This is a genomic window from Methylomonas sp. TEB (assembly GCF_047777895.1).
GTDB lineage: Bacteria > Pseudomonadota > Gammaproteobacteria > Methylococcales > Methylomonadaceae > Methylomonas.
Genome location: NZ_CP180476.1, coordinates 2569854 through 2594414, shown reverse-complemented (window position 1 = coordinate 2594414; position 24561 = coordinate 2569854). Strand labels below are relative to the sequence as shown.

At 51.0% G+C, this 24561-nt stretch carries 29 protein-coding genes; 5 read left to right on the top strand and 24 right to left on the bottom strand.

Going from position 1 to position 24561, the window contains the following annotated elements; all coding sequences use genetic code 11:
• Positions 1 to 15: 15 nt before the first annotated feature.
• The 5 genes from ACMXD4_RS11610 to ACMXD4_RS11590 form a co-directional block, all read right to left on the bottom strand.
• Complete coding sequence (locus tag ACMXD4_RS11610; protein WP_415878141.1) at positions 16 to 474, bottom strand: hypothetical protein; 459 nt, start codon at positions 472 to 474, stop codon at positions 16 to 18.
• A gap of 89 nt (positions 475 to 563) precedes the next feature.
• On the bottom strand, positions 564 to 836 hold the full coding sequence (locus tag ACMXD4_RS11605) for a hypothetical protein (protein WP_415878140.1): 273 nt from the start codon (positions 834 to 836) through the stop codon (positions 564 to 566).
• A gap of 95 nt (positions 837 to 931) precedes the next feature.
• Positions 932 to 1243 carry a hypothetical protein gene (locus tag ACMXD4_RS11600; RefSeq protein WP_415878139.1) on the bottom strand — a complete coding sequence of 104 codons (312 nt, stop codon included), beginning with the start codon at positions 1241 to 1243 and terminating at the stop codon, positions 932 to 934.
• Between the two features lie 84 nt (positions 1244 to 1327).
• Complete coding sequence (locus ACMXD4_RS11595; RefSeq protein WP_415878138.1) at positions 1328 to 1576, bottom strand: hypothetical protein; 249 nt, start codon at positions 1574 to 1576, stop codon at positions 1328 to 1330.
• 146 nt (positions 1577 to 1722) lie between these two features.
• Positions 1723 to 2187, bottom strand: a complete 465-nt coding sequence (locus ACMXD4_RS11590; protein WP_415878137.1) for a hypothetical protein — start codon at positions 2185 to 2187, stop codon at positions 1723 to 1725.
• Positions 2188 to 2294: 107 nt separating this feature from the next.
• On the opposite strand from ACMXD4_RS11590, the gene ACMXD4_RS11585 reads away from it, so the two are divergent.
• Positions 2295 to 3392, top strand: a complete 1098-nt coding sequence (locus ACMXD4_RS11585; RefSeq protein ID WP_415878136.1) for an IS5 family transposase — start codon at positions 2295 to 2297, stop codon at positions 3390 to 3392.
• Between the two features lie 164 nt (positions 3393 to 3556).
• Here ACMXD4_RS11585 and ACMXD4_RS11580 read toward each other — a convergent pair whose 3' ends face one another.
• The gene (locus ACMXD4_RS11580; protein WP_415878135.1) at positions 3557 to 3778 is read right to left on the bottom strand and encodes a DUF6471 domain-containing protein; all 222 of its coding nucleotides are present in this window, start codon (positions 3776 to 3778) and stop codon (positions 3557 to 3559) included.
• 136 nt (positions 3779 to 3914) lie between these two features.
• Between ACMXD4_RS11580 and ACMXD4_RS11575 the strand changes: the two genes are divergently transcribed.
• On the top strand, positions 3915 to 4910 hold the full coding sequence (locus ACMXD4_RS11575) for an IS1595 family transposase (RefSeq protein WP_415878134.1): 996 nt from the start codon (positions 3915 to 3917) through the stop codon (positions 4908 to 4910).
• Positions 4911 to 4948: 38 nt separating this feature from the next.
• On the opposite strand, the gene ACMXD4_RS11570 is transcribed toward ACMXD4_RS11575, so the two are convergent.
• The 7 genes from ACMXD4_RS11570 to ACMXD4_RS11540 all read right to left on the bottom strand — a co-directional run bounded on the left by ACMXD4_RS11570 (position 4949) and on the right by ACMXD4_RS11540 (position 8439).
• Positions 4949 to 5260, bottom strand: a complete 312-nt coding sequence (locus ACMXD4_RS11570; protein ID WP_415878133.1) for a hypothetical protein — start codon at positions 5258 to 5260, stop codon at positions 4949 to 4951.
• Positions 5261 to 5275: 15 nt separating this feature from the next.
• The gene (locus ACMXD4_RS11565) at positions 5276 to 5710 is read right to left on the bottom strand and encodes a hypothetical protein (protein ID WP_415878132.1); all 435 of its coding nucleotides are present in this window, start codon (positions 5708 to 5710) and stop codon (positions 5276 to 5278) included.
• Positions 5689 to 6246: a T6SS effector amidase Tae4 family protein gene (locus tag ACMXD4_RS11560; protein ID WP_415878131.1), complete on the bottom strand. Its 558-nt coding sequence runs from the start codon at positions 6244 to 6246 to the stop codon at positions 5689 to 5691. Before ACMXD4_RS11560 ends, ACMXD4_RS11565 begins: the two co-directional genes overlap by 22 nt.
• 159 nt (positions 6247 to 6405) lie before the next feature.
• Positions 6406 to 6699, bottom strand: coding sequence for a hypothetical protein (locus ACMXD4_RS11555; RefSeq protein ID WP_415878130.1), 294 nt, complete (start codon positions 6697 to 6699; stop codon positions 6406 to 6408).
• 85 nt (positions 6700 to 6784) lie between these two features.
• Positions 6785 to 7324: a hypothetical protein gene (locus ACMXD4_RS11550; RefSeq protein WP_415878129.1), complete on the bottom strand. Its 540-nt coding sequence runs from the start codon at positions 7322 to 7324 to the stop codon at positions 6785 to 6787.
• An 87-nt stretch (positions 7325 to 7411) separates the two neighbouring features.
• The gene (locus ACMXD4_RS11545; protein WP_415878128.1) at positions 7412 to 7858 is read right to left on the bottom strand and encodes a hypothetical protein; all 447 of its coding nucleotides are present in this window, start codon (positions 7856 to 7858) and stop codon (positions 7412 to 7414) included.
• A gap of 77 nt (positions 7859 to 7935) precedes the next feature.
• The gene (locus tag ACMXD4_RS11540; protein WP_415878127.1) at positions 7936 to 8439 is read right to left on the bottom strand and encodes a M23 family metallopeptidase; all 504 of its coding nucleotides are present in this window, start codon (positions 8437 to 8439) and stop codon (positions 7936 to 7938) included.
• A gap of 60 nt (positions 8440 to 8499) precedes the next feature.
• Between ACMXD4_RS11540 and ACMXD4_RS11535 the strand changes: the two genes are divergently transcribed.
• On the top strand, positions 8500 to 9579 hold the full coding sequence (locus ACMXD4_RS11535; protein ID WP_415878126.1) for an IS630 family transposase: 1080 nt from the start codon (positions 8500 to 8502) through the stop codon (positions 9577 to 9579).
• 8 nt (positions 9580 to 9587) lie between these two features.
• Here ACMXD4_RS11535 and ACMXD4_RS11530 read toward each other — a convergent pair whose 3' ends face one another.
• The 4 genes from ACMXD4_RS11530 to ACMXD4_RS11515 all read right to left on the bottom strand — a co-directional run bounded on the left by ACMXD4_RS11530 (position 9588) and on the right by ACMXD4_RS11515 (position 12058).
• Entirely contained in the window at positions 9588 to 10022 is a 435-nt protein-coding gene (locus tag ACMXD4_RS11530) for a hypothetical protein (RefSeq protein WP_415878125.1), read from the bottom strand.
• 462 nt (positions 10023 to 10484) lie between these two features.
• A complete protein-coding gene (locus ACMXD4_RS11525) occupies positions 10485 to 10829 on the bottom strand; it encodes a hypothetical protein (RefSeq protein WP_415878124.1) in 345 nt (114 codons plus the stop codon).
• Between the two features lie 93 nt (positions 10830 to 10922).
• Positions 10923 to 11258, bottom strand: a complete 336-nt coding sequence (locus ACMXD4_RS11520; protein ID WP_415878123.1) for a hypothetical protein — start codon at positions 11256 to 11258, stop codon at positions 10923 to 10925.
• A 119-nt stretch (positions 11259 to 11377) separates the two neighbouring features.
• Positions 11378 to 12058 (bottom strand): hypothetical protein, encoded by a 681-nt coding sequence (locus ACMXD4_RS11515; protein WP_415878122.1) that lies wholly within the window; start codon positions 12056 to 12058, stop codon positions 11378 to 11380.
• A 243-nt stretch (positions 12059 to 12301) separates the two neighbouring features.
• Here ACMXD4_RS11515 and ACMXD4_RS11510 point away from each other — a divergent pair, with 243 nt between their 5' ends.
• Positions 12302 to 12991: a phage integrase N-terminal SAM-like domain-containing protein gene (locus ACMXD4_RS11510; RefSeq protein WP_415878121.1), complete on the top strand. Its 690-nt coding sequence runs from the start codon at positions 12302 to 12304 to the stop codon at positions 12989 to 12991.
• Positions 12928 to 13233 carry a tyrosine-type recombinase/integrase gene (locus ACMXD4_RS11505; RefSeq protein WP_415878120.1) on the top strand — a complete coding sequence of 102 codons (306 nt, stop codon included), beginning with the start codon at positions 12928 to 12930 and terminating at the stop codon, positions 13231 to 13233. The genes ACMXD4_RS11510 and ACMXD4_RS11505 overlap by 64 nt, the downstream gene beginning before the upstream one ends.
• 257 nt (positions 13234 to 13490) lie before the next feature.
• Here ACMXD4_RS11505 and ACMXD4_RS11500 read toward each other — a convergent pair whose 3' ends face one another.
• The 7 genes from ACMXD4_RS11500 to ACMXD4_RS11470 all read right to left on the bottom strand — a co-directional run bounded on the left by ACMXD4_RS11500 (position 13491) and on the right by ACMXD4_RS11470 (position 24269).
• Complete coding sequence (locus tag ACMXD4_RS11500; RefSeq protein WP_415878119.1) at positions 13491 to 14663, bottom strand: EAL domain-containing protein; 1173 nt, start codon at positions 14661 to 14663, stop codon at positions 13491 to 13493.
• A gap of 19 nt (positions 14664 to 14682) precedes the next feature.
• A complete protein-coding gene (locus ACMXD4_RS11495; protein ID WP_415878118.1) occupies positions 14683 to 17361 on the bottom strand; it encodes a molybdopterin-dependent oxidoreductase in 2679 nt (892 codons plus the stop codon).
• A gap of 12 nt (positions 17362 to 17373) precedes the next feature.
• Entirely contained in the window at positions 17374 to 18597 is a 1224-nt protein-coding gene (locus ACMXD4_RS11490; protein ID WP_171695362.1) for an NAD(P)/FAD-dependent oxidoreductase, read from the bottom strand.
• Positions 18598 to 18674: 77 nt separating this feature from the next.
• Entirely contained in the window at positions 18675 to 19967 is a 1293-nt protein-coding gene (locus ACMXD4_RS11485) for an alginate export family protein (RefSeq protein WP_415878117.1), read from the bottom strand.
• 31 nt (positions 19968 to 19998) lie between these two features.
• A complete protein-coding gene (locus ACMXD4_RS11480) occupies positions 19999 to 21759 on the bottom strand; it encodes an ABC transporter ATP-binding protein (protein WP_033156209.1) in 1761 nt (586 codons plus the stop codon).
• A 10-nt stretch (positions 21760 to 21769) separates the two neighbouring features.
• Positions 21770 to 22783, bottom strand: a complete 1014-nt coding sequence (locus ACMXD4_RS11475; protein WP_033156210.1) for an ABC transporter permease — start codon at positions 22781 to 22783, stop codon at positions 21770 to 21772.
• A 91-nt stretch (positions 22784 to 22874) separates the two neighbouring features.
• Entirely contained in the window at positions 22875 to 24269 is a 1395-nt protein-coding gene (locus ACMXD4_RS11470; protein ID WP_033156211.1) for a CmpA/NrtA family ABC transporter substrate-binding protein, read from the bottom strand.
• Between the last annotated feature and the right edge of the window lie 292 nt (positions 24270 to 24561).

Below are 24561 nucleotides of genomic sequence, written 5' to 3'. Positions count from 1 at the left end.
AGGTTGAGCGCCATGTTATGCAGCATTATCACCAACGGTCCAAAACATCTTTCCAGAATGCTGCCGGTCAACGAAGTAGTTGTGGTTCTTGCGTTCAATCGCATCTATAGCGGCCTTTGCATCGTCCACGGTTTTCGTGTCACTGTGGTTCAGCAGCGCCTGTAGATGAGGCAGCGCATCGTTCTTCAACGAATACGCAAGCAACATACAGGCGCGATAGCGCACGACTGTGGCCTTGTCTTTCGTGGCTTTGATCCCTAACTGAAATGCGTCGTCGTAGTCTCTCGCATAAGGTATGGCATGGAATACCAGTGAAACTCTGCCTTGCCATTTCTTCATTCTTGGGTAGAACTCTAGTAAGAATGGCAACACTCTAGGCCCAAGGGGCCTGAGTTGCTCCCATGCAGCCTCTTCTTCGCTCGTTTTGGTGGTCTCCAATTCCGCCACCAGACACCCTATTTGCGCGTCATCCATGTGTTGAGGCATAACGTAGAGCTAACCGGCGCTGCGCGGCTTTATCGCGCAGCGTCCAGCGACCGAAGGGAGCGAGGTTGAGCGCCGGGTTAGTCACTTGTCGGTCCCTTACCTTTGTGAGGCTTCTTGGACTTACGCGCGACGTTGTCCGCTTTGAGAAGTGCCTCGCACTCACCAGACGATGGAACGGTTCGATTCATTTCAATGGTATGCCAGCCACCACAGTTCGGATCTGGGCAACCACATACCGTAAAGCGCACCGGATGATTCGTCAGTCCTTCACGCTTTTGAATGGCATTCGTGCGCTCTTTGTCTTTGATGATATCTACGATGGCTGATCGGCCGAGAAATGGGCGTGACATAGTGGCTCCAGAAGATTTGTAGTGCCTAACATGCAGCTAAGGGGCGCGCAGAAGGCGCGTCCCAGCGACCGGAGGGAGCGAACTTGAGCGCAGGGTTAGCTGGCTGCATTATTGGGGAACCACTGTTTATGTGCATTGATGTCATTCTCGAACTCTGCGGCGACAAGTAGATCACGCCAGTCCACCTTCGCTAAATGCACCGCGTCGTGTAGTTTCGGGAGGCTCCCTGTGCTCAGCTTTAGAGCGGCGAAGCGAAATCTTTCAAGTTGAACTTCATCGAAGTTTTCAAGCATCGGAAGATTATTCCCGCATTCGTCCTGAAGCAGACGCGCCACATCGTCTCTTTGACTTGGGGCAAAGAGAGCATCAATGCGACGTTTTGTCTCAGCACTCAATCGTGAGTTCATGTCAGCTAATGTTGCGATAAACGGTGGTTTTTAAGTTGCACTTTTGCCATAAAATGGAGCGAAGCGGAATGGCAAAAGAGCAACTTAAAAATCCATCCGTTTGATTGCTTTGTTATGCATTTTTTTGGTTAGCAAGCGCTGAACTAAAAAAAATAGAATTGAGCTAAAAATAAAAGCTAAAAGAACATAGCTAAATATGTGCGGTGCATTTTCCATGCGCTGGGCTTCATGGAGGTAAGGGAAGGCCAATTTTTTGTAAGCGTATAAAAAAATGCCAAAATTGGTACAAACACTAAATAAAACAATGGCAGCGGACAGAACGATATTTTTCATTTGATCTCCCAAATCCAGACTTCTTTGCTTTTATTTAAATCTGATACAACACCAAAAAACCGGTATTATGTAGCAGTCGCACAAGACCGGAAAATTGCATAAAAACATAGAAAGCTAAGTTTTAACATTCTTAAATCGCTTAGCTTTTATTTAGGTGTTTTATGCGCTCCAGGCTTCCATCCAGTATCAACGTTCTTTTTGCAAAAATCGCAGACCAGTCGAGTTCCATTCAGTACAGGTTGAAAAAAACTTATCTTCCCATCGCTCGCGCAAGCTGTGCAGGCGTAATGCGGCTCGCCTATTTCCTCATGCTCAGGCTTAATCATGTAAACGAGCATTCCAGATTCAAGACTGTGAAGTTTATAACGCGAGAACTCTCTGTCAAATTTCTCATCATTGGCCATTTTTTCTTCCATATCAGCTATTCTCTCGGAGAGAAGCTTATTTTTCTCCAACAGATAAGAAGCGAAATCCTGAGCCGATAAAAGCTTTGCATTAACCTCTGAAACGGCTAACGCCAATTCGTTGTATTTCAAAAGCTCTTTATTGGATTTGATAATATCAAGAGCTGTTTTTGATGCCTGAATCGCGGCATTAATTTCGGTAAACATGCCCGATCTCCTTAACAGGCTGGTGAAAAACTCGAAAAGCCAAGTAAGCTAAGGCATAGATGAGGGGCCAACTGTTAAAATAGGCTACCTAAATTTGGAGCCTTTCAATGCGCGGACACGATGCCATTCAAAACAGCTGGTTCAGCTATGTTAGCCTGGAAGACCGTATTCCCAAACAGCATCCGTTGCGTCGTTTACGGCTACTGGTTGATGGCGTATTGGCCTCTATGGATGCCGTCTTTGCCGAGCGTTACTCGCACACAGGCCGTCCCTCGATTGCCCCTGAAAAACTGCTGCGCGCCTTGCTGTTACAAGTCCTGTATACGGTCCGTAGCGAGCGTCAGTTGATGGAACAACTGGACTACAACCTGTTGTTTCGCTGGTTTGTCGGTCTGGGCATCGACGACGCCGTGTGGGAACGCACAGTGTTCAGTGCCAACCGCGAACGTCTGTTGTCTGAAGCCCTGAGTCGCGAATTTTTTGAGCGGGTACTGGCCATAGCCGAATGGCAAAATCTGGTGTCCGACGAACACTTCAGCGTCGACGGTAGCCTCATTGAAGCCTGGGCCTCGCACAAAAGCTTCGTCAAAAAAGATGGTAGTGGTCCCGATAAACCCGCCGGCCGCAATCCCGAGATCGACTTCAGTGGCGAAAAGCGCAGCAACGCCACCCATCAAAGTACAACCGATCCCGAAGCCCGGCTTTACAAGAAAGGCGAATACACCGAGGCCAAACTGCGTTACATCACCCATGCCTTGTCCGAGAATCGCAACGGCCTGATTGTCGATGTCGAAACCACACAAGCCACCGGCACCGCCGAAATCGAAGCCGCGCAAAAAATGATCAAACGCCGCGTGCCCCAAGGTGGCAGCGTCGGTGCCGACAAAGGCTATGACCAACCGGCGTTCGTCAACGGACTCGAGTCCCGTGATATCAAAGCCCATGTGGCCCGCAAAAAGATTGGCAGTGCCGTCGACGGCCGCACCGCGCGCGGCAAAGGTTACGCCCAAAGTCTCAAGCGCCGCAAAATCGTCGAAGAAGCCTTTGGCTGGGTCAAAACGGTCGGCGGCCTGCGCAAAACCCGTCACATCGGCTTAGCCAAAGTCGCGGGTCAGGCCTTGTTTTGCTTTGCCGCCTACAACCTGACGCGCATGCTCAACCTATTGGTGTTCACGCCGAAACCGGCGTGGAGTGCACCCGCCTAGGGTGAAGTTCGCCTGAAAACCGTCCACAGACGGCTTCAGGCGAATAAAAAGCCCTTGAAACCGGGGCAAAACGCTTGAAACTCGATGTCATGACCGATTTCAACTCGAAAAAATCACGAACATCGTGGGTAAGGGGAAATATCGGCGGGTTTTTCACCAGCCTGTTAATGCAGTCTGACTTCTTTAACTCCAATAACTTCCATGCACTGCAAGAAGAACTGAAAGGTAAAAGCCCCACGATTTATTTTGGTGTTGATGCTGTTGTAGCTTTCCTCAACACCAATGCTGTTTAGCTTGGTTGCCAATGTTTCGTAGTCAATGCCCTTTCGAGCCAACTCTGCCTTAATGATGTTCTTGGCGAAAGCCTTCCAATCTTGTGATTCCATTGCAAATCCTCTAATTTATTGATCAAGCGCAGCATAGCACAAGAGGCTTATTTGTTTCATATGTGAAATAAAAATGTTGTAAAATATTTTATATCCGCTATATTAGTGTCATATATGACACATCGGAGTGGCGGAAATGGCGCAGCATTTTTTACTATCGGCTAAAGCAAGATCAATGTCGTTGATGCAAATCTTCACCATGACAGATGAAGCAGCTTTCAACCTGTTCAAAGAATCCCGCTGGGGTGACGGCGATCCAGTTTGTCCTTGCTGCGGCAGCATTGATGCCCATTACTTTATTCGCACTCGCAAGCAATGGCGCTGCAAAGACTGCAAACATACATTCAGCATCACTTCAGGCACTCTGTTTGCCAATCACAAGCTGCCATTGCGTATTTACCTTGCTGCTATTGCACTCTATACCAATACCGCTAAAGGATTTTCTGCTTTACAACTTTCCCGCGATCTGGATGTTCAATACAAAACGGCATTTGTTCTGATGCATAAAATCCGGGAATCTCTGATAGATACCAGCACCGCGAAACTTGCTGGCGAAGTCGAGATCGACGGTGCTTACGTTAACGCCTACGTGCGCCCAAGAAATGAAAAGGCGGATCGGATTGATTTGCGCCTCACCGAGAACCAAAACCCGAATAAACGCTGCATCATTACCATTCGCGAGCGAGGCGAAACAGGCGCGGCAAAAACCAAGATATTTGTGGTCAAATCAGAAAATCAGGCTGATATGAAACGCCTAGTTGAAGAGAATGTTGACGGCGGCGCTACTATCCATGCCGATGAAGCCAAGGCCTATGATCAGTTACACGCTAAATTCGATATGAAGCGCATCAACCACCAAGAGCGCTATAAAGGCAAAAACGGCGAATGCACCAACCAAGCGGAGTCTTTCTTTTCTCGGTTTCGCCGTATGCATAAAGGTCAAGTTCATCAGATGGGCGGCAAACATCTTGCAGCCTATGCCAATGAATGCGCTTATCGTGAAGATACTCGCCGTTGGTCAACCGGCGAAATATTCGCCGATCTAATCAGCCGCTGCGCTAAAAAACAGACCTCACGTAACTGGTGCGGCTATTGGCAAGGTAATAAAGCGGTTGATAGGTTGTATGCTTAACCGGAAAAGTAAGATTTCGATCATTCCGTGTCGCAATATCATGAGCTAACTTCGGCGTTGTTATATGACATCCAAGGCAACTTTTCATCTAAAAAGGCAATTCGATATGATAGACATCCACGCTCAGCGGCAGTCACAAAGAGACTTAGAGTATGCACTTCAGTGTCCAGCCCTAATAGCCAGCAGTTTTCACCGAGCATATCAAGATTTTCGCCAGTATTCTCGTGATTTCTGCATCGGTCTTTATAGATACGTGAAATTTCGTTTAAAGATTGACTAGCTCCGTGCGGAATACTTCCATAAGAGTCTTTTTCAGGTTTGAAAATTTGTAGAATCGCGTATTTAGTCATAATGGCCCCGTGTAATTATTTCGCTATATCCCATATAGAAATTCCTTTATCCTTGCTAGTTTCAACAATAATCCCGGCAGACCTGTATCGGATAAGCGCCCCGCCAATTGTAGACTTAAATGCCGAGAACTGCTTTTTGTCTAATTCCAGTCCTTTGCGGCGTATTGCTTCCTCGGCAATGGTGATGGTGCTGATGGGCTTATCCGATTGACGGATTATATCTAGCAAGAGCTTTTGCGCTTCGCCGTGTTTGAAGAATTCATTTTTGCGCTGGTATCGTTTGGGCCTAATGGACTGAATACGGTAATCCGGCTCAAATAGCTTGATTGCCGAATCCAGAACCCTAACCTCTTCGGTTATTCTGTTTATTTCTTTTTGGTGGAATTCAGCTAGACCAGCCAGCTCTGACCGCTTCGCAGTTAATGCGCTTATAACATGGGTTTCTGCCATTTGTGTGTCCGCCTTTGGTTTGGAATAGCGGATATTTTAAATGGGTGATTTGACGGTGGATTTGTGCAAGTGCTACATAATACCGCAAAAAACTCATATACTGACCGCGTGAACATGCCACCTCCAGTCAATTCATTCTTATTCCAAAGATCAATGTGGTCACCGCTACGATTTTGAAATGATTCATTACCCCTTTGCCAATAATCCTTAAAAAATATAATTCCAGTCTTTTCTTTAAGTGTTGTTTGGAAATTTCCTGGAACAATTTTCTGACGCACAGAAAGGCCGAGTAATGGACGTTCCGCAAGAGCGATAGCAAATTCCTCAGCTAGAAGAATATGCTTTTTACCAGAATGTGACCAGCAACGTTTTGCCTTTAGAAGGCTAATATCTACACCTGAACTTATTAAACATTCACTCAATAAGATGGCACAATAATCTGAAAAAGGACTGCTGCTAGTGGGTTGCTTATTATAACAATCCTTTTTTAATTTTTCCTGATCAGGAAAATTTTTCCATAGCGTTTCAAATTTCATTTGGACGTTCCCAGTTTGAGTGATTTTAATAATTAGGTGATGCATAACGTGGAGGTCACCGGCGGAGCGCCGCAGGCGCGGAGTCCGTGTGAACCGCAGGGTTAGAGCGCATGGCCCACCACCAGTAAGTGGGGGCGGGAAAGCCAACGTTAGAGCATGTCACTGCGAGACCTCCGGGCGATAAGACCAGCATTTAGCCAGAACTCGCAGAACGTCGCCGGACTGAAGTTCGACCTCGAATTGACCCTGCTTCGGCTCGCGAACAGCATTGATCGAGGATGACGGCCCCCACGGCTCTTGCTTCGGAAATTCCAGGGCGGTGAATCCTTCGAACACCAACAAGTGCGAAGTTGTCCCCACGGGATGAATTCGCAGATCGCAACGGTCTGCTTCCCAGCTGATATAGATCGCGGCAAGGACCGCGTCATGGACTGGGAGGGCTTCGAATTTCATTGATGCGCTCTAACGACAAGCTCACCCGACGAAAACCACGTAGCGGTTTTTGGTCGGGTGGAGCGCCGGGTTGTGCGGTTTGTCATTAAATTTCTTGAAACTGTTTCTGAATATTTTTCAGATTATTAAGATGCTCTTTTTTCTTTGAAACACTGTTATTAAAAAGATCGGCCTTCTCGTGGTTGCCCTCCAATTTTTCAAGGAGAGCATCCATTCTAGCTACCTCCGAGGCATGATATTGCTGTTGTGCCTGGAGAATGATTGCTCGGTTTGCTATCTGTTGTTGCTGAAGCTGATCAAGCATAGTTTGTGAGCGCTTAAGTTGCTCACTATTAATTTTCTCCTGATGTATCAGCTGAGCTCGCAAAGCATTTGCTTGTTCATTCTGGGCCTCAGTGGATGCCCGAAGCTCTTTTCCTTGCAAGAGGACTGCAACCAACGCAAGAACTACTGCAAGCGCGGAGAATAGCCCGTTGAGAATGCCGATAGAATCACCAAACTCTGCGGTTGTTTTCGGGAGGGCAAGCTTCAGCCAAGAAATGTGGACTTGACCAAACAAGACGTATGACAATAAAAGCCACGACCCGAGTAACAAAAGGCTTAAAACAAGAACTACAAGTTTCATTTACACCCACACTCCTTTCTTTGGGCCCAACGCCAAGCTCAGCCGAGGAAGGCCGCAACGCGGCCTGACGTCGGCTGGAGCCATGTGTTATGCATGTTCCCAGCCTTGAATACGCTCAGTACACCGCGCGACCGCTTCTTCGGAAAACAGATCCGGATACTTCACCACAACGGCCTCAAACGCATAATCTTCTAGCCCCATTTCGAGCAGAGCGGTATACCCTGCCGTCTCTTGGGGTCTATTAACGGCGCGTTCGACAGCCGGGAGGATTCCGTGCTTCTTAATCATTTGCCAAGTACTCGATGCCTTTGTGTTTTTGCCGTTCTTTGCGCTCAACACCTCTTCATACGCATTAACGGCCTTAAGGCATTCACGCTCTGCTTCGGTTTTGGCTCCGTAACTCTCGGCCTTCAACTGTACGGACCGTTGACGTGCCTCTTGTGCAAGATCAGGACGGCCTCGATCCGTCGCGTTCTTGGCGAATACCTCGCAGTCTCGTGGCGTCTTTAGTTTGAGAACTCGCTCATCCATCATCTCTTTCCTGCATAACGTTCGACGTAAGGGGCCTGCCGAAGGCAGGTCCCCTTGACGGAGGGGTTAGGTGGCATTGGCTAGTACCTCCCCCGGATTGAGGAAGAAGATTTGCTTCCAACCCTGTTCGCAGCACTGAGCCGCCATAGGAGAGGAACGACAGACAAGACAGCATAGTGGAGATGAGGAGGCTTGCCTGCCGCATTGCCACTTGTTCCAACAGCCCCGATTGGCTGACCGGCGGCAACAAACCTTGGAGCAGGGGCAGCCTCTGCGAGGTGGGCATAGTAGTGAACCCTCCACTTGGGCCCTAGGACTGCTACGACATTGCCGCCAATGCCTAGCTGACCTTGATAGATCACTATGCCTGGCACTGCCGAAATGACAGGCTTGCCCTGCTTGGCAAAGATGTCGATTCCCTTGTGAACACCAGACTGACCCCAGGGCTCAAACCAGAAGGATTGAGGGTTCCAATCAGTTCGAGATGCACCCTGAACCGGAATGACTATGTGTTCAGGAATGAAGAAGCCGGCGACGCCGATCGCTAGCAAACCAAGCAGAACCCGAGAAATGAGGCGGCGCATCTCTATGACACCTAGTGTAACGTCCCCGACAAATACTTATGAATGGTAGAATTGGTGGGTATGAGAACACCAAAGAAACTTGAGTTGAGCGAGCAAGACCGTACCCTGCTGAATCGGTGGGTGAAAAGTCGAGCCATAGGAGAGAAGCAGACGTTGCGGGCGCGAATCGTATTGATGACTGCCGACCGTCTGCCTTCGCAAACGATCATGGACACCTTGAAGATCAGTGGGCCGACGCTCAATTTGTGGCGTCGGCGCTTCGTGGACAGCGGTATTGACGGATTGAAAAAAGGCAAGACGCGGCCCTCGCGAGTGCCGCCGTTGTCGGTGGAGAAGGTGCAAGAAGTGTTGACGTTGACGATGACCGGCAAGCCGGCCCACGCAACACATTGGAGTTGCCGGACGCTGGCCGAGCAGGTCGGCATTTCACGCATGGCGGTGCATCGCATTTGGCGCGAGCACCAGCTGAAGCCGCATCGGGTCAAGGGCTTCAAGGTCTCGAACGACCCGCAGTTTGAAGCGAAGTTACGGGATGTGGTGGGGCTGTATCTGGAGCCGCCGGAGAAAGCCATCGTGTTTTCCGTGGATGAGAAAAGCCAGATCCAGGCACTGGATCGCACGCAGCCAGGTTTGCCGATGAAACCCGGCAAGAACGGAACGATGACGCATGACTACAAACGCCACGGCACCACAACCTTGTTCGCCGCCCTCAATGTTCATGAGGGCACGGTGATCGGCGAGTGCGTACCTAAGCACCGCAACGATGAGTTTCTGAAATTCTTGAAACTACTCGACCGCCGAACCGACAAGGAGTTGGCCGTCCATTTGATCGTCGACAACTATGCCACCCACAAACATCCCAACGTGAAAGCCTGGCTGGACAAGCATCCGCGCTTTCAGATGCACTTTACGCCGACGTCAGCGTCCTGGGTGAACTTGGTTGAACGATTCTTTCGTGACATCACCGAAGAACGTATCCGTCGCGGGGTATTTCGCAGTGTCGACGAACTAAAGCTGGCCATCATGCAGTACCTCGAACACCGCAATGCCCACCCAAAGCCGTACCAATGGACAGCTACTCCTGATGCCATCTTGGCGAAAGTCGACAAAGCTAAAGCAACGTTAGGGACGTTACACTAGCGTTAAGCTCAGCCGCGCCGCTTTTTGGCGTCGGCTGGAGCGCCTTGTTGGGCGCAGGCTGCTTCAGATAAGACCCTGAGCTTCTCTAATTCGGCGCTGACCTCAGAAGACATGATCTCTGTTTTCTCAAACACGCTGCCTGCCTGCCAGATCAATTTTCGTTCTACGGCCAATCTATCCAAGAGCGCAATATCTTCAACTTGGCGGTAAGCCCAGAGTCTCCATCGCGGCACTTGAATAGACCACACCAGCCAACCTCCAAAGAAGGCAATTAGGAAACAAGGTAAAGCCCATTTCATACCCTCATACCCAATGCTCGGGATGATTTTCAGCTTGGCGAGCAACACATAGGTGAGCAATGGGCCTAATAGCAACGACATTGATGGAACCTTAATCATCCAGAATGCCTTGTGGAGAGCTTGTTCGGGGCTGATGTACCTCATGCTTCTTACGCCCAACGCTCCACATAACTGGAAAAATAAAGTGGAGCGAGCGATAGCGAACGTAGCTTTATTTTTTCCATGTTGATGTGGTTGTTATAAGGCAATTTACAAATTTGCAGCAATTACTAATAGTCCAAATGCTGATATTAAAAACACAGTGAAAACAAGCCACTCTTTGGGGTTCACTTGGTGTAGTTGTATGTTTTCTGTGAATTCCTTGTTTTCAGATTCAAGCCGTTGACTGTGTTTTTTGATTAAAAATCTGAGTCCAAACATCCAAACGGAGAAGGCTACTACAAGCGCCGCTAGTTTATACGGTGGAAGTTTATTTATTACATTGATTAGAAGTTGTATCCCATCCATATATCTTCAGGCCCTGCTTTATAACGTAGAGCTAGCCGGCGCTGCGCGGCTTTATCGCGCAGCGTCCAGCGACCGAAGGGAGCGAGGTTGAGCGCCATGTTAGGGGTGCTTGGCGACAAACAGAGCACTTGCGGCATAGGTCATCCCAAAAACGCCACCGAAGAGAACGAACCAGATGGGGACAACAGGTTCTGCCGGCGAAATGATGAAAAGTGAGAGAAGCCACCCGAAAGCGTTGTAGGCAAAAAAAGCTAGTGCCAGCAGACGAGTGGGCGGATGTTTTACTCGAACTAACACGACTAACGATGTAATAGCCCATATGAACTCTATGCCTGAGAGCACTAACGAGATGTCCTCGCACACACCGTTGTTTGAATAGAGGATGCCTGCATCTATAAGCTGCATGACACCAATGGCTGAACTGGCAATTGCGTACTTGCGCATAAAACCTCTAACGCTCGCCATAACCGGCGCGCAAATGCGAAGCGCAGCGTAGCTTTTGCGCGTCCGAGTTGATGGCGTTGTTGGGCATACTTTTCATTTGTTTTGGACTGCCCGCGCTGCCGATTTTTCGAGATCCAAGATTTTCTTCACAACGCCATATCCTACCGTTCGATTACCTTCTCGGACTAGAAATGCCATCCCGGGATAAACCCTGCCAACGTGCTCTTGCGGGGACAAAAACCCGAGATAGGCGCGCACCTTCTCTCCGGGATTTACTTTCTCCACATCGGAGTATTCGTGCGGTGCGTCCCAATCGTGCCCTTCATAATAGAACTGCGGTCTGTAACCGCTGAAGGCGGGGGAGGAGCGCCCACCGTGCTCAGGCGGGAGGAAGTAGATTTCTGCTTCTATATCGTGTGGCACCGGCATAGCTTCAGGACGCCCAACGTAGAGCTAACCGGGCGCGGCACGGAAAGTTGAAAAAACAAAACCGCATTATAACCGCGCTCCGGTTGAGCGCCATGTTAGCCAACCTGCGACTCACAGTTTCAAGCACTGGATGATGCCACGAGCATTTCATAAAAACGATCTGGGCTTTGCTTTGATTTTGTATCATTAGTCCCCGACTCCCAAGAAAAGTTAGAGTGCATTTTCTCCGCGACTAATTCCTCCATCAACTGTTTTTCGACATACCACTCGATTAAGGGGCCACGCTGGAACGCATCGAAATTGAGGGAGTAGCAGACATCAGGAGTTTCTTTGTTATGGCGAGTCCAGAACTCGTCTGATTGAAGTTCCCTCGACAGGTCGTGAATTTGACAAACAATCTCGTGCGCTTCAATCAGGCTTCCCCTACGAAGAGCATCTACATGGCTCTCATGTAGGGATTGAAATCTGCTCAAATAGGAACTTACGGTCGCATACTCGTAGTGCGGGGCAAGACTGGCCGCGATTTTCTGTGCGCGGAGGGAAACCATGCGAATTAGTTCATCGGTACGAGCCGAGACCGAACCAGCTTGAATGTGAACATCACGTCCAGCAACGATACCTCCGGCGTTCGTGCCGACAGATATGGTGGGTTGAACTAGTGATGACCTGGAATTGGTCTCCTGGTTGTTTGACTGCGGTTTGAAAACAACGAGCAGCAGAGCGCAGACAGCCACCAGTATAACGATTGTGACCTTTACCCAAATGGGGTAAGAGAGAAGAAACGTGAATAATTCTTTCATAGTCGTACTATCTCTGCCTGCTACAGGCTAACTATTGATTATCAGGCAAATCTGCCTGATAAGTTGATATTGCCGGTCTTTTCAGGCGTTTTTGCCCTGATAACTCCCGAACCGGGCAAATGTGCCTTGATAATCTGATATTAGCCATAAATTCAGGCAGATTTGTCTATATAGTATATTTTCGCCTGACTATAGAGGTTAACAGTCTTATGTCAAGTTCAAAATCGCCGACTTTGTTGGAAGATGTTCGCCGCGTCATGCTATTCGCTGCATACCGAACGTACGTATTCCGAGTGGATCAAGCAGTTCGTGAAGTTTCATCAACTGAATGAGCGAGCTGGGCTGTTTGAAAACAGCGAGGCCAAGATAGAAGCGTTTTTAAGCTATCTGGCGACAGAGCGCAAGGTGGCATCGGCCACCCAAAATCAGGCGATGAATGCATTGGTGTTTTTATACAAACAGGTGCTGAATATGCCGCTGCCCCAGCGCATCGAGGCTATCCGTTCCAAAACCAGTCGCCATGTACCGGTGGTGTTGACGATAGACGAGGTCAAGCTGGTTTTGCCGCGTGTGGAAGGCGTGGCGCAGTTGGTGGTCAAGCTTTTATACGGCAGTGGTTTGCGGATTACCGAGGCTGTCCGGTTGCGGGTACAGGATGTCGATTACGGCTATAAGCAGATTACCGTACGTTCCGGCAAAGGCGACAAGGATAGGGTCACCACGTTTTCTGCAAGCCTGATGCCTTTAATTTGGAAAAGGTCAAGGCGATTCACGAACAGGATTTGGCTGATGGTTTCGGCGCGGTGTATTTGCCGTACGCCTTGGCTAAAAAGTATCCCAATGCCGAGCGAGAGTGGGGCTGGCAATATGTGTTTCCAGCACGTTCCTTATCGGTCGATCCCCTGTCCGGTGAGACTCGACGCCATCATATAGATCAATCGTTGGTGAATAAGGCTATCAAGGCTGCGGTTCGGCAAGCCGGTATTGCCAAACGGGTTTCCGCGCATACCTTTCGGCATTCTTTTGCCACACATCTGTTGCAACGTGGTACGGATATTCGAACCATTCAGGCGTTACTGGGGCATAGTGAGCTGGAAACGACGATGATTTATACCCATGTTTTGAATCAGGGTGGGCAGGGCGTCATCAGTCCGCTGGATGATTTGGCTATTTGATTGGTCAGTGTGACGATTTAGGAGAAAACTTGAACACTATTTCGATTTAGCCGAGCGCTGCTTGTTCGGAGAGGAGAATAGGGTCAGATCTTGCAATCATGCAACTATGAAAGACCTTGGTATATTTTAAGACCTGTCCCATTGGATTCAAAAAATTGGGAAGTTCTAAATCAGTTCAAAGCCACGCCAGTAATGGCGTTGAAAAAACTCCTGTGGGACTTTCGCGGTTTGTTTGAATGTACCCGATGTAAGGTAAATCAATCGCCCGCCACGGTATCCACCAACAAAATCCGCTCGCTATCTAGGCGTAAAGACAGGGTTTTACACAGCAAGCTGGTTTCAAAATCCATGTAGCGCTCGGAAGTGACGACCCGATTGCGGTCGCCGCAGTTTTCCAATGCCAGCAATTGAAAGAAATAAGGGCGCCAGGACCAGTTAAAACCTATTTTGCGCGGATCGGTGAACCATTGGTTTTCCTTGAAATTAAAATCCGGGGAAATTTGGTCGCCGTGGTTGTTGCACAGATAAAACCGTATCACGCCGCTATCGGTAAAGTTCCAGCTGACCAGTTCATTCAAGTTAAAGTCGTCCTGCAAGGTTTCGGCCAGCTTGTAAATCAAGGTTTTGGTGGTGTTAATGGCGCTGACTTTCTTTTGCACCTTAACCAGTGTGTTTTTCAAAAATTTAGTGCGCAATGAAGCGATATGTTGTTCGTAAAGCTCGGCATGCTGAAAATCGGCTTCGGCTTTGGCAAACAAAAACCCCTGCATGAATTGCGCGCCGCAGTTCAAACTAAATAAAAACGCTTCGTCCGATTCCACGCCTTCACAAATAATCCGGCAGCCGGTGCGTTTACCCAGCCGCGAGATCATATGAATAATGTCGCCGGCGATGCCGCCCTTGGTGGCCAGCTTGAACAGCCGCATATCGATTTTGATGATGTCGGGTTGAATGGCGATCACCCGTTCCAGTTGCGAGGCGCCGGCGCCGAAATCGCCGATAGCCACACTCAAGCCGTGTTTGCGGTAGCGCTGTACGATTTGTTTTAACTTTTGCGGATCGACATGCGCATTGGAAATTTCCACGATGATGCGTCGCCGGTCGATATTCAACTCGTCCAACATCCGTAGCGTGGGTAGCGTGTTTAATTGGCGCAGATTTTCTATCCAGGCCGCGGAAATATTCAGCGCCAGATAGCTTTGCGTATCGGCCAATTCCGAGAATTTTTCCAGGGCTTGCCAGCGTACCTGCCTGTCCAGTTCGATACGGGTTTTGGCATCAACCTCGGCGGAAGAGAAGAGGGCGCCGGCGGAAACCACTTTGCCTTTGTCGTCGTATTGGCGGGCCAGGGCTTCGTAGCCGACGATTTTGCCGCTGGCCACCGAAATAATGGGTTGGAAATACGGGAATAACTGTGTTTTAGCTTGCATCGTCCCTTGGGCTATCAATTTAACTGGGTTTGGGTAAAAACTCCTTCAACTCCGCGACGCAGGAACCGCAACCGCTACCGGCGCTCAAACAGGCGCTGATGTCGGCGACGCTTTGCAGTTGCTGGGTTTGCACCGCGTGTCGGATGGTTTTTTCGCCCACATTGAAACACGAACAGACGATTCGGCCAATATCGGCTTCACCTTTTGGCGGCAGTCCGCTCAGCAAGCTCAGGCGCTCGGCTCGGCTCAACTCATTTTTAGCGAATAAACTGCCCAGCCAGCCAGGCTCGGGCAGCTCGCAATCCGGTCCGACGAACAAACAGGCTTGTAATTCGCGATCCGGTAAATAAGCGGTACGGTAATAGCCGGCTTGTTGGTCGCTGTATTCCAGCCAGCAGTTATCATCATCAATATGTCTTGTGTCAGCGAGCAGCGCGCGGCTCCAGGCCCGCCAGTCCTTGCCGGGTTCGGTAGACGCTAACTCGTAACGAAAATAGCGGTCGCCGCGCACACTGACTTGATACTCGGCCCCGCCAATTTGTAAGGGACGGCGCGACAAAATAGTGGCATACCAACGTGACGGCCAGGCATGGATTGTGGCCGGTGTTTGCTTGCTTTCCGGTTGCCCGGAATAGGGATCGACCACCGGATTGACCACGGCGCCCATGCGGCCGTGGCTGCTGAGTTGTTCGGTCCAGTGCATAGGTACGAACAGACTGCCGATTTGTTGCCCCGGATTGAGATCGACGCGGGCCAGCATACTGCCCCACCGGCTTTGGATCTGCGCCAGACTGCGCGCGCTTAAGCCGAGGCGTTCAGCGTCGGCGGGGTTTATCTCGACGAAAGGTTCCGGGCGGTGCGCGTTTAATTTGGCGGCCAGACTGGTGCGGGTCATCGTGTGCCATTGGTCGCGCAGGCGGCCGGTATTCAGCGTAAACGGATAATCGTTATCCGGCGCGTTAACAGGCGGACGCGGGGTAATCGGGATGAAGCGGGCTTTACGATTGCTTGTGTAGTACTGGCCGTCAGTAAACATTCTGGCTGCGCCTGCGCTTTGCTGGTGGGTGACCGGCCATTGCACCGGTTGCAGCGCGTCATAACCTTGCCCGTCCAAGTGGACAAAGGCCGATAAATTAAAATCGCGTAACTGATGCTCGTCATCGTTTTCGAAGGCCGACAGCGCTGCGTGTTCGCGAAAAATATCGGCGCTGGATTGGTAATTAAACGCATCGCTAAACCCCATGCGTTGCGCGACTTGGCTGATGATCCACCAGTCGTGTTTGGCTTCGCCGGATGCCGGAAACAAGGGCCGTTGCCGGGAGATGCGCCGCTCCAGATTGGTGACGGTGCCGTCTTTCTCGCTCCAGCCGGTGGCCGGCAGCAGCACATGGGCTAACTTGGCGGTATCGGTGTTGGCGATGCAATCGGAAACCACCACCAATTCGCATTGCTGCAGAGCACGTTTCACTTTGTCGGCGTCGGGCATCGATACGACCGGATTGGTCGCCATGATCCATACGGCCTTGATTTGACCGGCGGCAATGGCGTCGAACATGGCCACGGCCTTCAAACCTTGTTTGTCGGCGACTTTGTCACTGCCCCAAAAGCGGCCGACTCTATCGACGTGTTCCGGGTTTTCCAGGTCCATATGCGCAGCCAAGGTGTTTGCCAAGCCGCCCACTTCGCGGCCGCCCATCGCGTTAGGTTGACCAGTGAAGGAAAACGGCCCCATACCCGGCTTGCCGATGCGGCCGCTGGCGAGGTGGCAGTTGATGATGGCGTTGCATTTATCCGAACCTGAGCTGGATTGGTTGATGCCTTGCGAATAGACCGTGACGGTTTTCTCGGTGCCGGCAAACCAGTCGAACAGTGTGGCGACTGCTTCGCTAGGCAAGCCACAGCCTGCGGCGACCTGCTCGATACTGCCGGCGGTTTTCACAGCTTCTTGCAATGCGGCCTCGAAACCTTCGGTATGCGTGTCTATATAAGTCTGATCGATCCGGCCGTTTTGCGCTGAATAAGCCAAAATGCCGTTGAACAATAGCGCATCCATGCCCGGTTTAACGGGCAGATGCAAATCGGCGATGTCGCAACTGGCCGTGCTGCGCGGATCGATCACCACGATTTTTAAATGGGGATTGGTTTCCTTAGCCTTGCGAATGCGTTGAAAGGCAATCGGGTGGCACCAGGCGGCATTGGAGCCGACCAGTAAAATCAATTCGGCCAGTTCCAGGTCTTCGTAATTGCAAGGCACGGTATCGGCGCCGAATGCGCGTTTGTAGCCCACTACCGCCGAGGACATGCACAAACGGGAATTGGTATCGATATTAGCGGTGCCGATGAAGCCTTTCATCAATTTGTTAGCGACGTAGTAATCCTCGGTCAGCAATTGGCCTGAGACATAAAACGCCACCGCTTCGGGGCCGTGCTGCGCAATAATGGTGTTAAAGCGTTCTGCGACATGATCTAAAGCTGACGCCCAATCGACTTGTTTCCCTTGAATGCTGGGATAAAGCAGGCGGTTTTCCAGCGACACGGTATCGCCCAGCGTCGCGCCTTTGGAGCAAAGTCTGCCGAAATTGGCTGGGTGCTTACTGTCGCCTTTGATGCAGACCCGGTGTGTCGCGTGGTCTTCTATCGTGGCTTCGATGCCGCAGCCGACGCCGCAATAAGGACAAGTGGTTTTGATGGTGTTCATGGGTAAAGGAATTTAAGCCGCGCGCGCGAGCGGGATTCTGCCGAACATCAAGCGGTCGCGGATCGCGGCAATCGGCGTGCTTTCTTTAACCAAATTCAGATACCAGGCACTGTCGCTGGTGTCGCCGTACAAAATAACGCCGACGACGACATCGCCGCGTAGCACGATTTTTTTATAGATGCCCAGGCCGTGGTCAATCAACTGCAAAATCTGGCATTCGCTGTCGCCTTCGAAATCGCCCACCGAGAATAAATCGATGCCGGTGACTTTCAACATCGTCGCGGACGATAAGGTTTTAAATTGGCTGTCGACTTTACCCGCCAGTTGTTGCGCGCAGACTTTGGCCTGTTCGTAGACCGGCGCGACCAAACCGAACAGTTCGCCCCGATACTGCACGCATTCGCCGACCGAGAATATCGCCGGGTCGCTAGTCTGCATGCCGTCGTCGACTACGATGCCGTGCTGACACGCCAGACCGATGCGTTTAGCCAGACTGATATTGGGCTTAATGCCGGTGGACATAATCAGCATGTCGGCCGGTAATACGCTGCCGTTACTCAAAGTCACCGCGCTGATATGCCCGTCCTGACTGTCTATGCGTTGGATGGTGGTACCCAGATGAAACTGAATGCCTTTATCCGCCAATTGCCGTTGTAAAAACGCCGCAGCTTTACCATCCAATTGCCGGTTCAACAAATGGCCGGCACGGTTGATGACGCTGACTTGCATACCGCGTTGCAATAAGCCGTTGGCGGCTTCCAGACCCAGTAAACCACCGCCCAGAATGACAGCATGTCGTTTGCTGGCGGATTTTTTGATCATGGTTTCCACGTCGGCGATGTCTCTAAAGCCCAATACGCCTTCGACGTCGCGGCCCGGTATGTCCAGCATCAGCGGCAAGGAACCGGTGGCGATCAACAGTTTGTCGTAAAACGCGCAGGTGCCGTCGTGGGCGATGACACAGCGGCGTTCGCGATCAACATCGACAACCGCTTTGTCCGGTCCGCAATACAAGGTCACGCGGTTTTTTAGATACCAATCGAAATCGTGAATCATGATGTCGGCAACGCTTTTGGCGCCGAACAACACCGGTGTCAGCATGATGCGATTGTAGTTGCCGTGCGGCTCGGCGCCGAACACGGTAATGTCGTAGCGATCCGGTACGGTTTGAATCAATTCGTCAACGGTGCGCATGCCGGCCATGCCATTGCCTATCACTACCAATTTGAGTTTCATGATGTTGTCGGTACTATTTGCGAAGATCGGTGGGAAATCGGACGCAAACTGTGCAAGACAGTTTGCGCCGCTGTTGCCTAGAAGCTGACGTTGCCTTGCATCCAAATAATTTGGGTGTCCGGGAACGCCGGGTTATCACTGTTAAAGTTCGCGTACTTGGCTAACAGCGAGTAATGTTTGCCAAACTTTTTCAGGGCCTGAAAATCCCATTCCTTACCGTATTCAATTTTGCCGGTATCGTCTTTAAAGTCGTGATAGACGCCGGTAATGATCAAGCTGTCGTTCATTGCTTTGTAGCTGGCGGTGGCGAAGACGTCGCGGATACCATTAGCAGGCGTGGTTAGAAATAAATCGGCCCAACCCTGGAAAGCGTGATTGGTGCCCAACGGGGTTTGAAAAGTCCTGCCGGCTCCGTAGCCATTTAGCTGCTCCACGGCACCTGACACGGTCAGATTGTAAGCACTGGCCCCCGCCATCAGATTGAAGCGGTCGGCCTGATAGTGGTTGGGGTTGTCGCCGTAGTCCGATTGTTTGCTCCATTCGGCCGTGTAGATGGCATTGACAGTGTCAAAAAACTGCGGCGATTTGCCGTCGAAGCGCAAGCCGTAGGTTTGCGAGGAGTTAGCGTAGTTAGCGCGTTCGCGGTAATCCAGCCAGTATCCGTAACCGATCAGGTTGCCCCAGTCATTAATCTTGTAATTCAGGTTTAAAAACGGCGCGTTTATCGAATGCGTTTCGCCGAATATGTTTTGGATGTGGTCGATATAGCCGACGTTTGCCGTCAATCCGAACAAGGTCTGATTATTGTGTGTGATCAGAATCGAGTCATAGGTCATTTCCATCTGCCGCCAGCCGACGTTACCGATGAAGCGGTCGTCGTCCAATTTGATGCGTTGCCGGCCGACTTTGATCAGGGTGTCGGCGATGCCTTTGTAACTGATCCAGAATTGATTCAGCTCGTTACGGGCAGGATCGGCAATGACGGCATAGTTGCGGTCACGGTTCGAGGTTGTACCGCCGCGGTCGTAGTCGGCTTGCGCCGCGTAGAGGCCTTCGTATTCCGCGTAACCTTGGAAATCGTGAAAAACCGGCGTCAGGAAACCCAGCCGCAGGCGCACCGTATTGGCGTTGGCGGTTTCCACCGGCTGGCCGCCCATATTGGCGGGTTTACGAACAGAGTTGTCTTTATCGACATTCTCCCAGCGGTAATTCAAATCCATTTTTACCGCGCCGTTACTGCCGTAATGGTAGAAATTCAAGGCGTCTTCCACCTCTTTGGTAATGTCGGCGGCGGCCGGTAGGCTGAAGAAGGTGAGTGATAATAGTGTCGCCGGTAACTTGCCGGTTGGACGTTTGAGTGTTTGCGGCATAAGGCCCCCTAGGAAAACAAGCGGTTATAAATTAATGGGTGTGATCGCATTCGGACAGGAAGGTCAGCAAGCTCTCCCGGTACTTGTAGTAATCCGGATGCTCCAGCAGGGCCTTGCGAGTACGCGGCCGAGGCAGGTCGATTTCTTGAATTTTGCCGATTTTGGCGTGCGGGCCGTTGGTCATCATCACCACTCTGTCAGCCAATAGAATGGCTTCGTCGACGTCGTGGGTCACGACGATCGCGGTGACGTGGGTGCGTTCCCAGACTTCCATCAATACTTCCTGCAATTCCCAACGGGTCAACGAATCCAGCATACCGAACGGTTCGTCCAGTAGCAGTAATTTTGGCGACAAGGCAAAGGCGCGGGCAATACCGACGCGCTGGCGCATGCCGTTGGACATGTCCCCGGCTTTTTTAAACATCGCATCGGCCAGACCGACCCGGGTCAGGTAGTATTCGACGATGTCCTCGCGTTCGTCTTGCGAGGCATGTGGGTACACTTTATCCACGCCCAGCATCACGTTTTCGAAGGCGGTCAGCCAGGGAAACAGGCTAGGAGCCTGAAACACCACGCCGCGATCCGGACCTGCGCCGCTGATTTCCCGGTTATCCAAAATAATGCCGCCTTCGGAAATTTCGTTCAGGCCGGCGGTCATCGACAAAACCGTGGATTTACCGCAACCGGAGTGGCCGATAATGGAAATGAATTCGCCTTTCTTCATTTTTAGATCGAAGCCGTCCACCACTTTCACGGTACTGTTGCCGTCCGGGGTAGGGTAGATTTTGGACAGATTCGAGAATTCCAGATAGCGGGCCTTGCCCAGATCGCGGGCGCTGGGTTTCAGCGCCGAGGTATCCAGCTTCCAGTCGTTACTGGTATTGGGGCGGACATCCGGCAGTTTGAGCTTGTCGCCAGCGTCGGCTTGGGCTTTTTCCATGCCGATATTCATCAAATAGCGGGTGATTTCCGCGCGCAGGCGTTTGAATTCATCGTTATGGTTTAAAGCGGTGCGGTCGCGCGGCCGCTCCAGGTTGACCGTAAAGGACGGGCCAAAGCTGGCATCCGGGCCGGGATTGAGTGGAATGACCCGGTCGGCCATGTAAATGGCTTCATCGACGTCGTTGGTAATCAAGATGACAGTCTTTTTATCCTGTTCCCAAATTTGCAGAATTTCGTCTTGCAAGTTGCCGCGGGTCAGCGCATCCAGGGCGCTGAGCGGTTCGTCCAGCAGCAAAATATCCGGGTTGGCGGCCAGCGCCCGGGCCACGTTAACACGCTGACGCATGCCGCCTGATAACTCGGCGGGTTTTTTGTCCATCGCCCGGCCGAGGTTCACCATTTTGACGTACTTCTCGGTATGCGCGCGGCGTTGTTCCGGCGTCCAGTCCTTGAAGATCGCATCTACCGCCAGCGCCACGTTTTCGTAAACGGTTAGCCAGGGCATCAAGGAATAGTTTTGAAACACCACGCCGCGATCCGGGCCGGGTTCGGTGATGGGCTGGCCTTGTTTCAATAGTTCGCCGCTGTCGGCATGGATTAAACCCGCAATCATCGATACCAAGGTGGTTTTGCCGCTGCCGGAAAAACCGACAATGGCGATAAACTCGCCTTCGCGAATATCCAGATTAATGTCTCTGAGGATGGAGGTTTTGTCTTTGCCTTCTCCATAGGATTTACAGACATTTTTTAACTCTACTAACGGCTTATACGCATCGTTGGCGGGAACGGAAGACATGGCGGATTGTTTGTGCATGGAAAGTTCGATGATTTTGGCTTGGGCGGCGCTCATGACGGTATCCTCAGATTTTTTGGAACGAGAACAGGTTTTGTAACGAGTGCATTACCCGGTCGAGAATGAAGCCGATAATACCGATGGTAAAGACCGCCACCATGATCCTGCTCAAGGAATTGGAACTGCCGTTTTGGAATTCGTCCCAGACGAATTTGCCCAATCCTGGGTTTTGCGCCAGCATCTCGGCAGCGATCAACACCATCCAACCCACGCCCAAGGATAGGCGCATCCCGGTAAAGATATAAGGTAAAGCCGAAGGCAGAATGATGCGTTTGATTTGTGTGGCCCAATCCAGTCTTAACACTTTACCGACGTTGACCAAGTCGCGGTCTATCGATGACACACCCACGGCGGTGTTGATCAGCGTTGGCCATAAAGAGCATAAAGTCACGGTGATGGCCGAGGTGACGAACGATTTGGCGAACCAGGAATCGTCGTCAGTGACATAGATGGCGCTCACCACCAAGGTGACGATGGGCAACCAGGCCAGCGGCGATACCGGTTTGAAGATTTGAATCAACGGGTTAAACGCAGTATTCAACACCGGACTCATGCCGCAGATGATACCTAGAGGCACGGCAATCAGCGTGGCGATGATAAAGCCGGCGAATACGGTGCGCAGGCTGGTAAATATTTGGTCCAGATAAGTCGGTTTGCCGGTGTAGGGGCGGGGCTTGATTTCCGCTTTGGGGTCTTCGGCCAACTTTTCTTTATTCCGCAATTCCTGGCGTTCGTAAAACTCGGCCATTTTGGTTTTTTCCGCATAGTGTTCAGTCACCAAACCGCTGACTTCCGACCAGACTGCGACCGGGCCGGGAATGGCGCCCAAACTGGTGTTGATGCGTGCGGCAGTGACGCTCCAAAATCCTAAAAACAAGATGAAAGCGATGATGGGCACGCCCATGACCAACCATAACTGGCGCATTTGCTGGGCAGGATTTTCACCGGCGGCGATTTTGACCAAGGGTACGAACCAGGTCAGGCCGGTGATGTTAAAGAATTTGATCAATGTATTAGTCATGTCTTTGCTCGCTAGTCTTAACGGTGTCGGTAAAAAGGATGCGTCCTTGCATCAACATACGATCCTTGTGTAGAGCACCCACCAGAGTTTCTTAGTCGACAATCTTGCCGCCGGAGACGGTTTGTTTGCCTTTCAAGCCAATCGGAAATTTGGCTAGATAATCGTTAGGTTTGTTGGCATCGAACGGAATTTTGTCGATGAAAAAGTTTTGTGAAGGCTTGATGCCGGTGTCGGCCGGAAAATCTTCCGCTTTGGCTTTACCCTCGGCCACCAATTCTTTCGCCGCAGCCAAATATATATCGGGGCGATAAACTTTTTTCGCGGTGTCGAGATACCAGTTATCCGGTTTTTGCTCGGCGATCATGCCCCAGCGCCGTAATTGCGTCAGGTACCAAACCGCACTGCTGTAAGAGGGATAGCTGGCGCCGTGGCGAAAGAAGGTGTTGAAGTCGGGCAGGGAGCGTTTGTCGCCTTTTTCGTATTCAAAGGTGCCGTTCATGCTGGCCGCCAGTACTTCAACGTCGGCGCCCACATATTGTTTTTGCGACAACATTTCAATCGCTTCCTTACGGTTTTTGTTGCTTTCGGCATCCAGCCAGATCGAAGCGCGGATCAAGGCTTTAGTGACTGCCAGATAGGTGTTGGGATATTTCTCGGCCCAAGAGCTGGTCACGCCGAACACTTTTTCCGGAGTGTCTTTCCACAATTCCTCGTCGGTGATCACCGGTACACCGATGCCTTTAAATACCGCTTGCTGGTTCCACGGCTCGCCGACGCAATAGCCGAAGATGGTGCCGGACTCCAGCGTGGCCGGCATTTGCGGCGGCGGCGTGACCGACAACAAAGCATCGGCGCTGATCTGGCCGGAAATGTCTTGCGGTGGCGCATAGTAGCCGGGATTAATGCCGCCAGCCGCCAGCCAATAGCGCAGTTTCAGGTTGTGGGAACCGGCCGGAAAAGTCATCGCCATATTGAATGGCTTGCCTTCGGCTTTATATTTGTCCACTACCGGTTTCAGATAATCCGCCTTAATCGGATGCACCGGTTTGCCGCCCTCCATTGGCACATTGGCTTTCATTTGTTTCCAGATGTCGTTGGATACGGTGATGGCATTGCCGTTGAAGCCCATGCTGAAGGCAGTCACGATGTCGGCCTTGGTGCCGAAGCCGATGCTGGCCGCTAACGGTGCCGGCGCCAGCATGTGCGAACCGTCCAGCTCGCCGTTCACAACCCGGTCCATCACCACTTTCCAATTGGCTTGTGCTTCCAGTTGCACAAACAGGCCTTCCTCTTCAAAAAAACCTTTTTCCGCAGCCACCGCCAGCGGGGCCATGTCGGTCAATTTGATAAAACCGAACTTCAAATCTTCTTTTTCCAGTTTCCCGGCGGCGAAGCTGTGGTTGGAAAAGCCTAATATGCCCAGCGCAACCACCGAGCTGAAAGCGGCGGCAAGTGTCTTCGGGGTGAAAATGCGGTTCTGTTTCATGTCGGTTCCTGTCAATTGAGAAAAACGGGCCAAAAAAAAGGCGTCTATGCCCGACTTGTTTGCAAGCCTGACAGTAGACGCCTTTGTCTTTAGTGCTCAACAGTGAGCGGGGTTTGGGTTTACCACTCCTACACTGGAGTATTGCTGCTTACTAAGCAATGCTGATGCCAGTTTAATGACTCTTGTGATAACTATATGTAAAAAACCATTATAAACAGTGTGTTACACCTATTTTTGGTGAGTCTGTTTTTAGAGAAATTTGCGGGTGCATCTTGGCATGCAGAAAAATCAT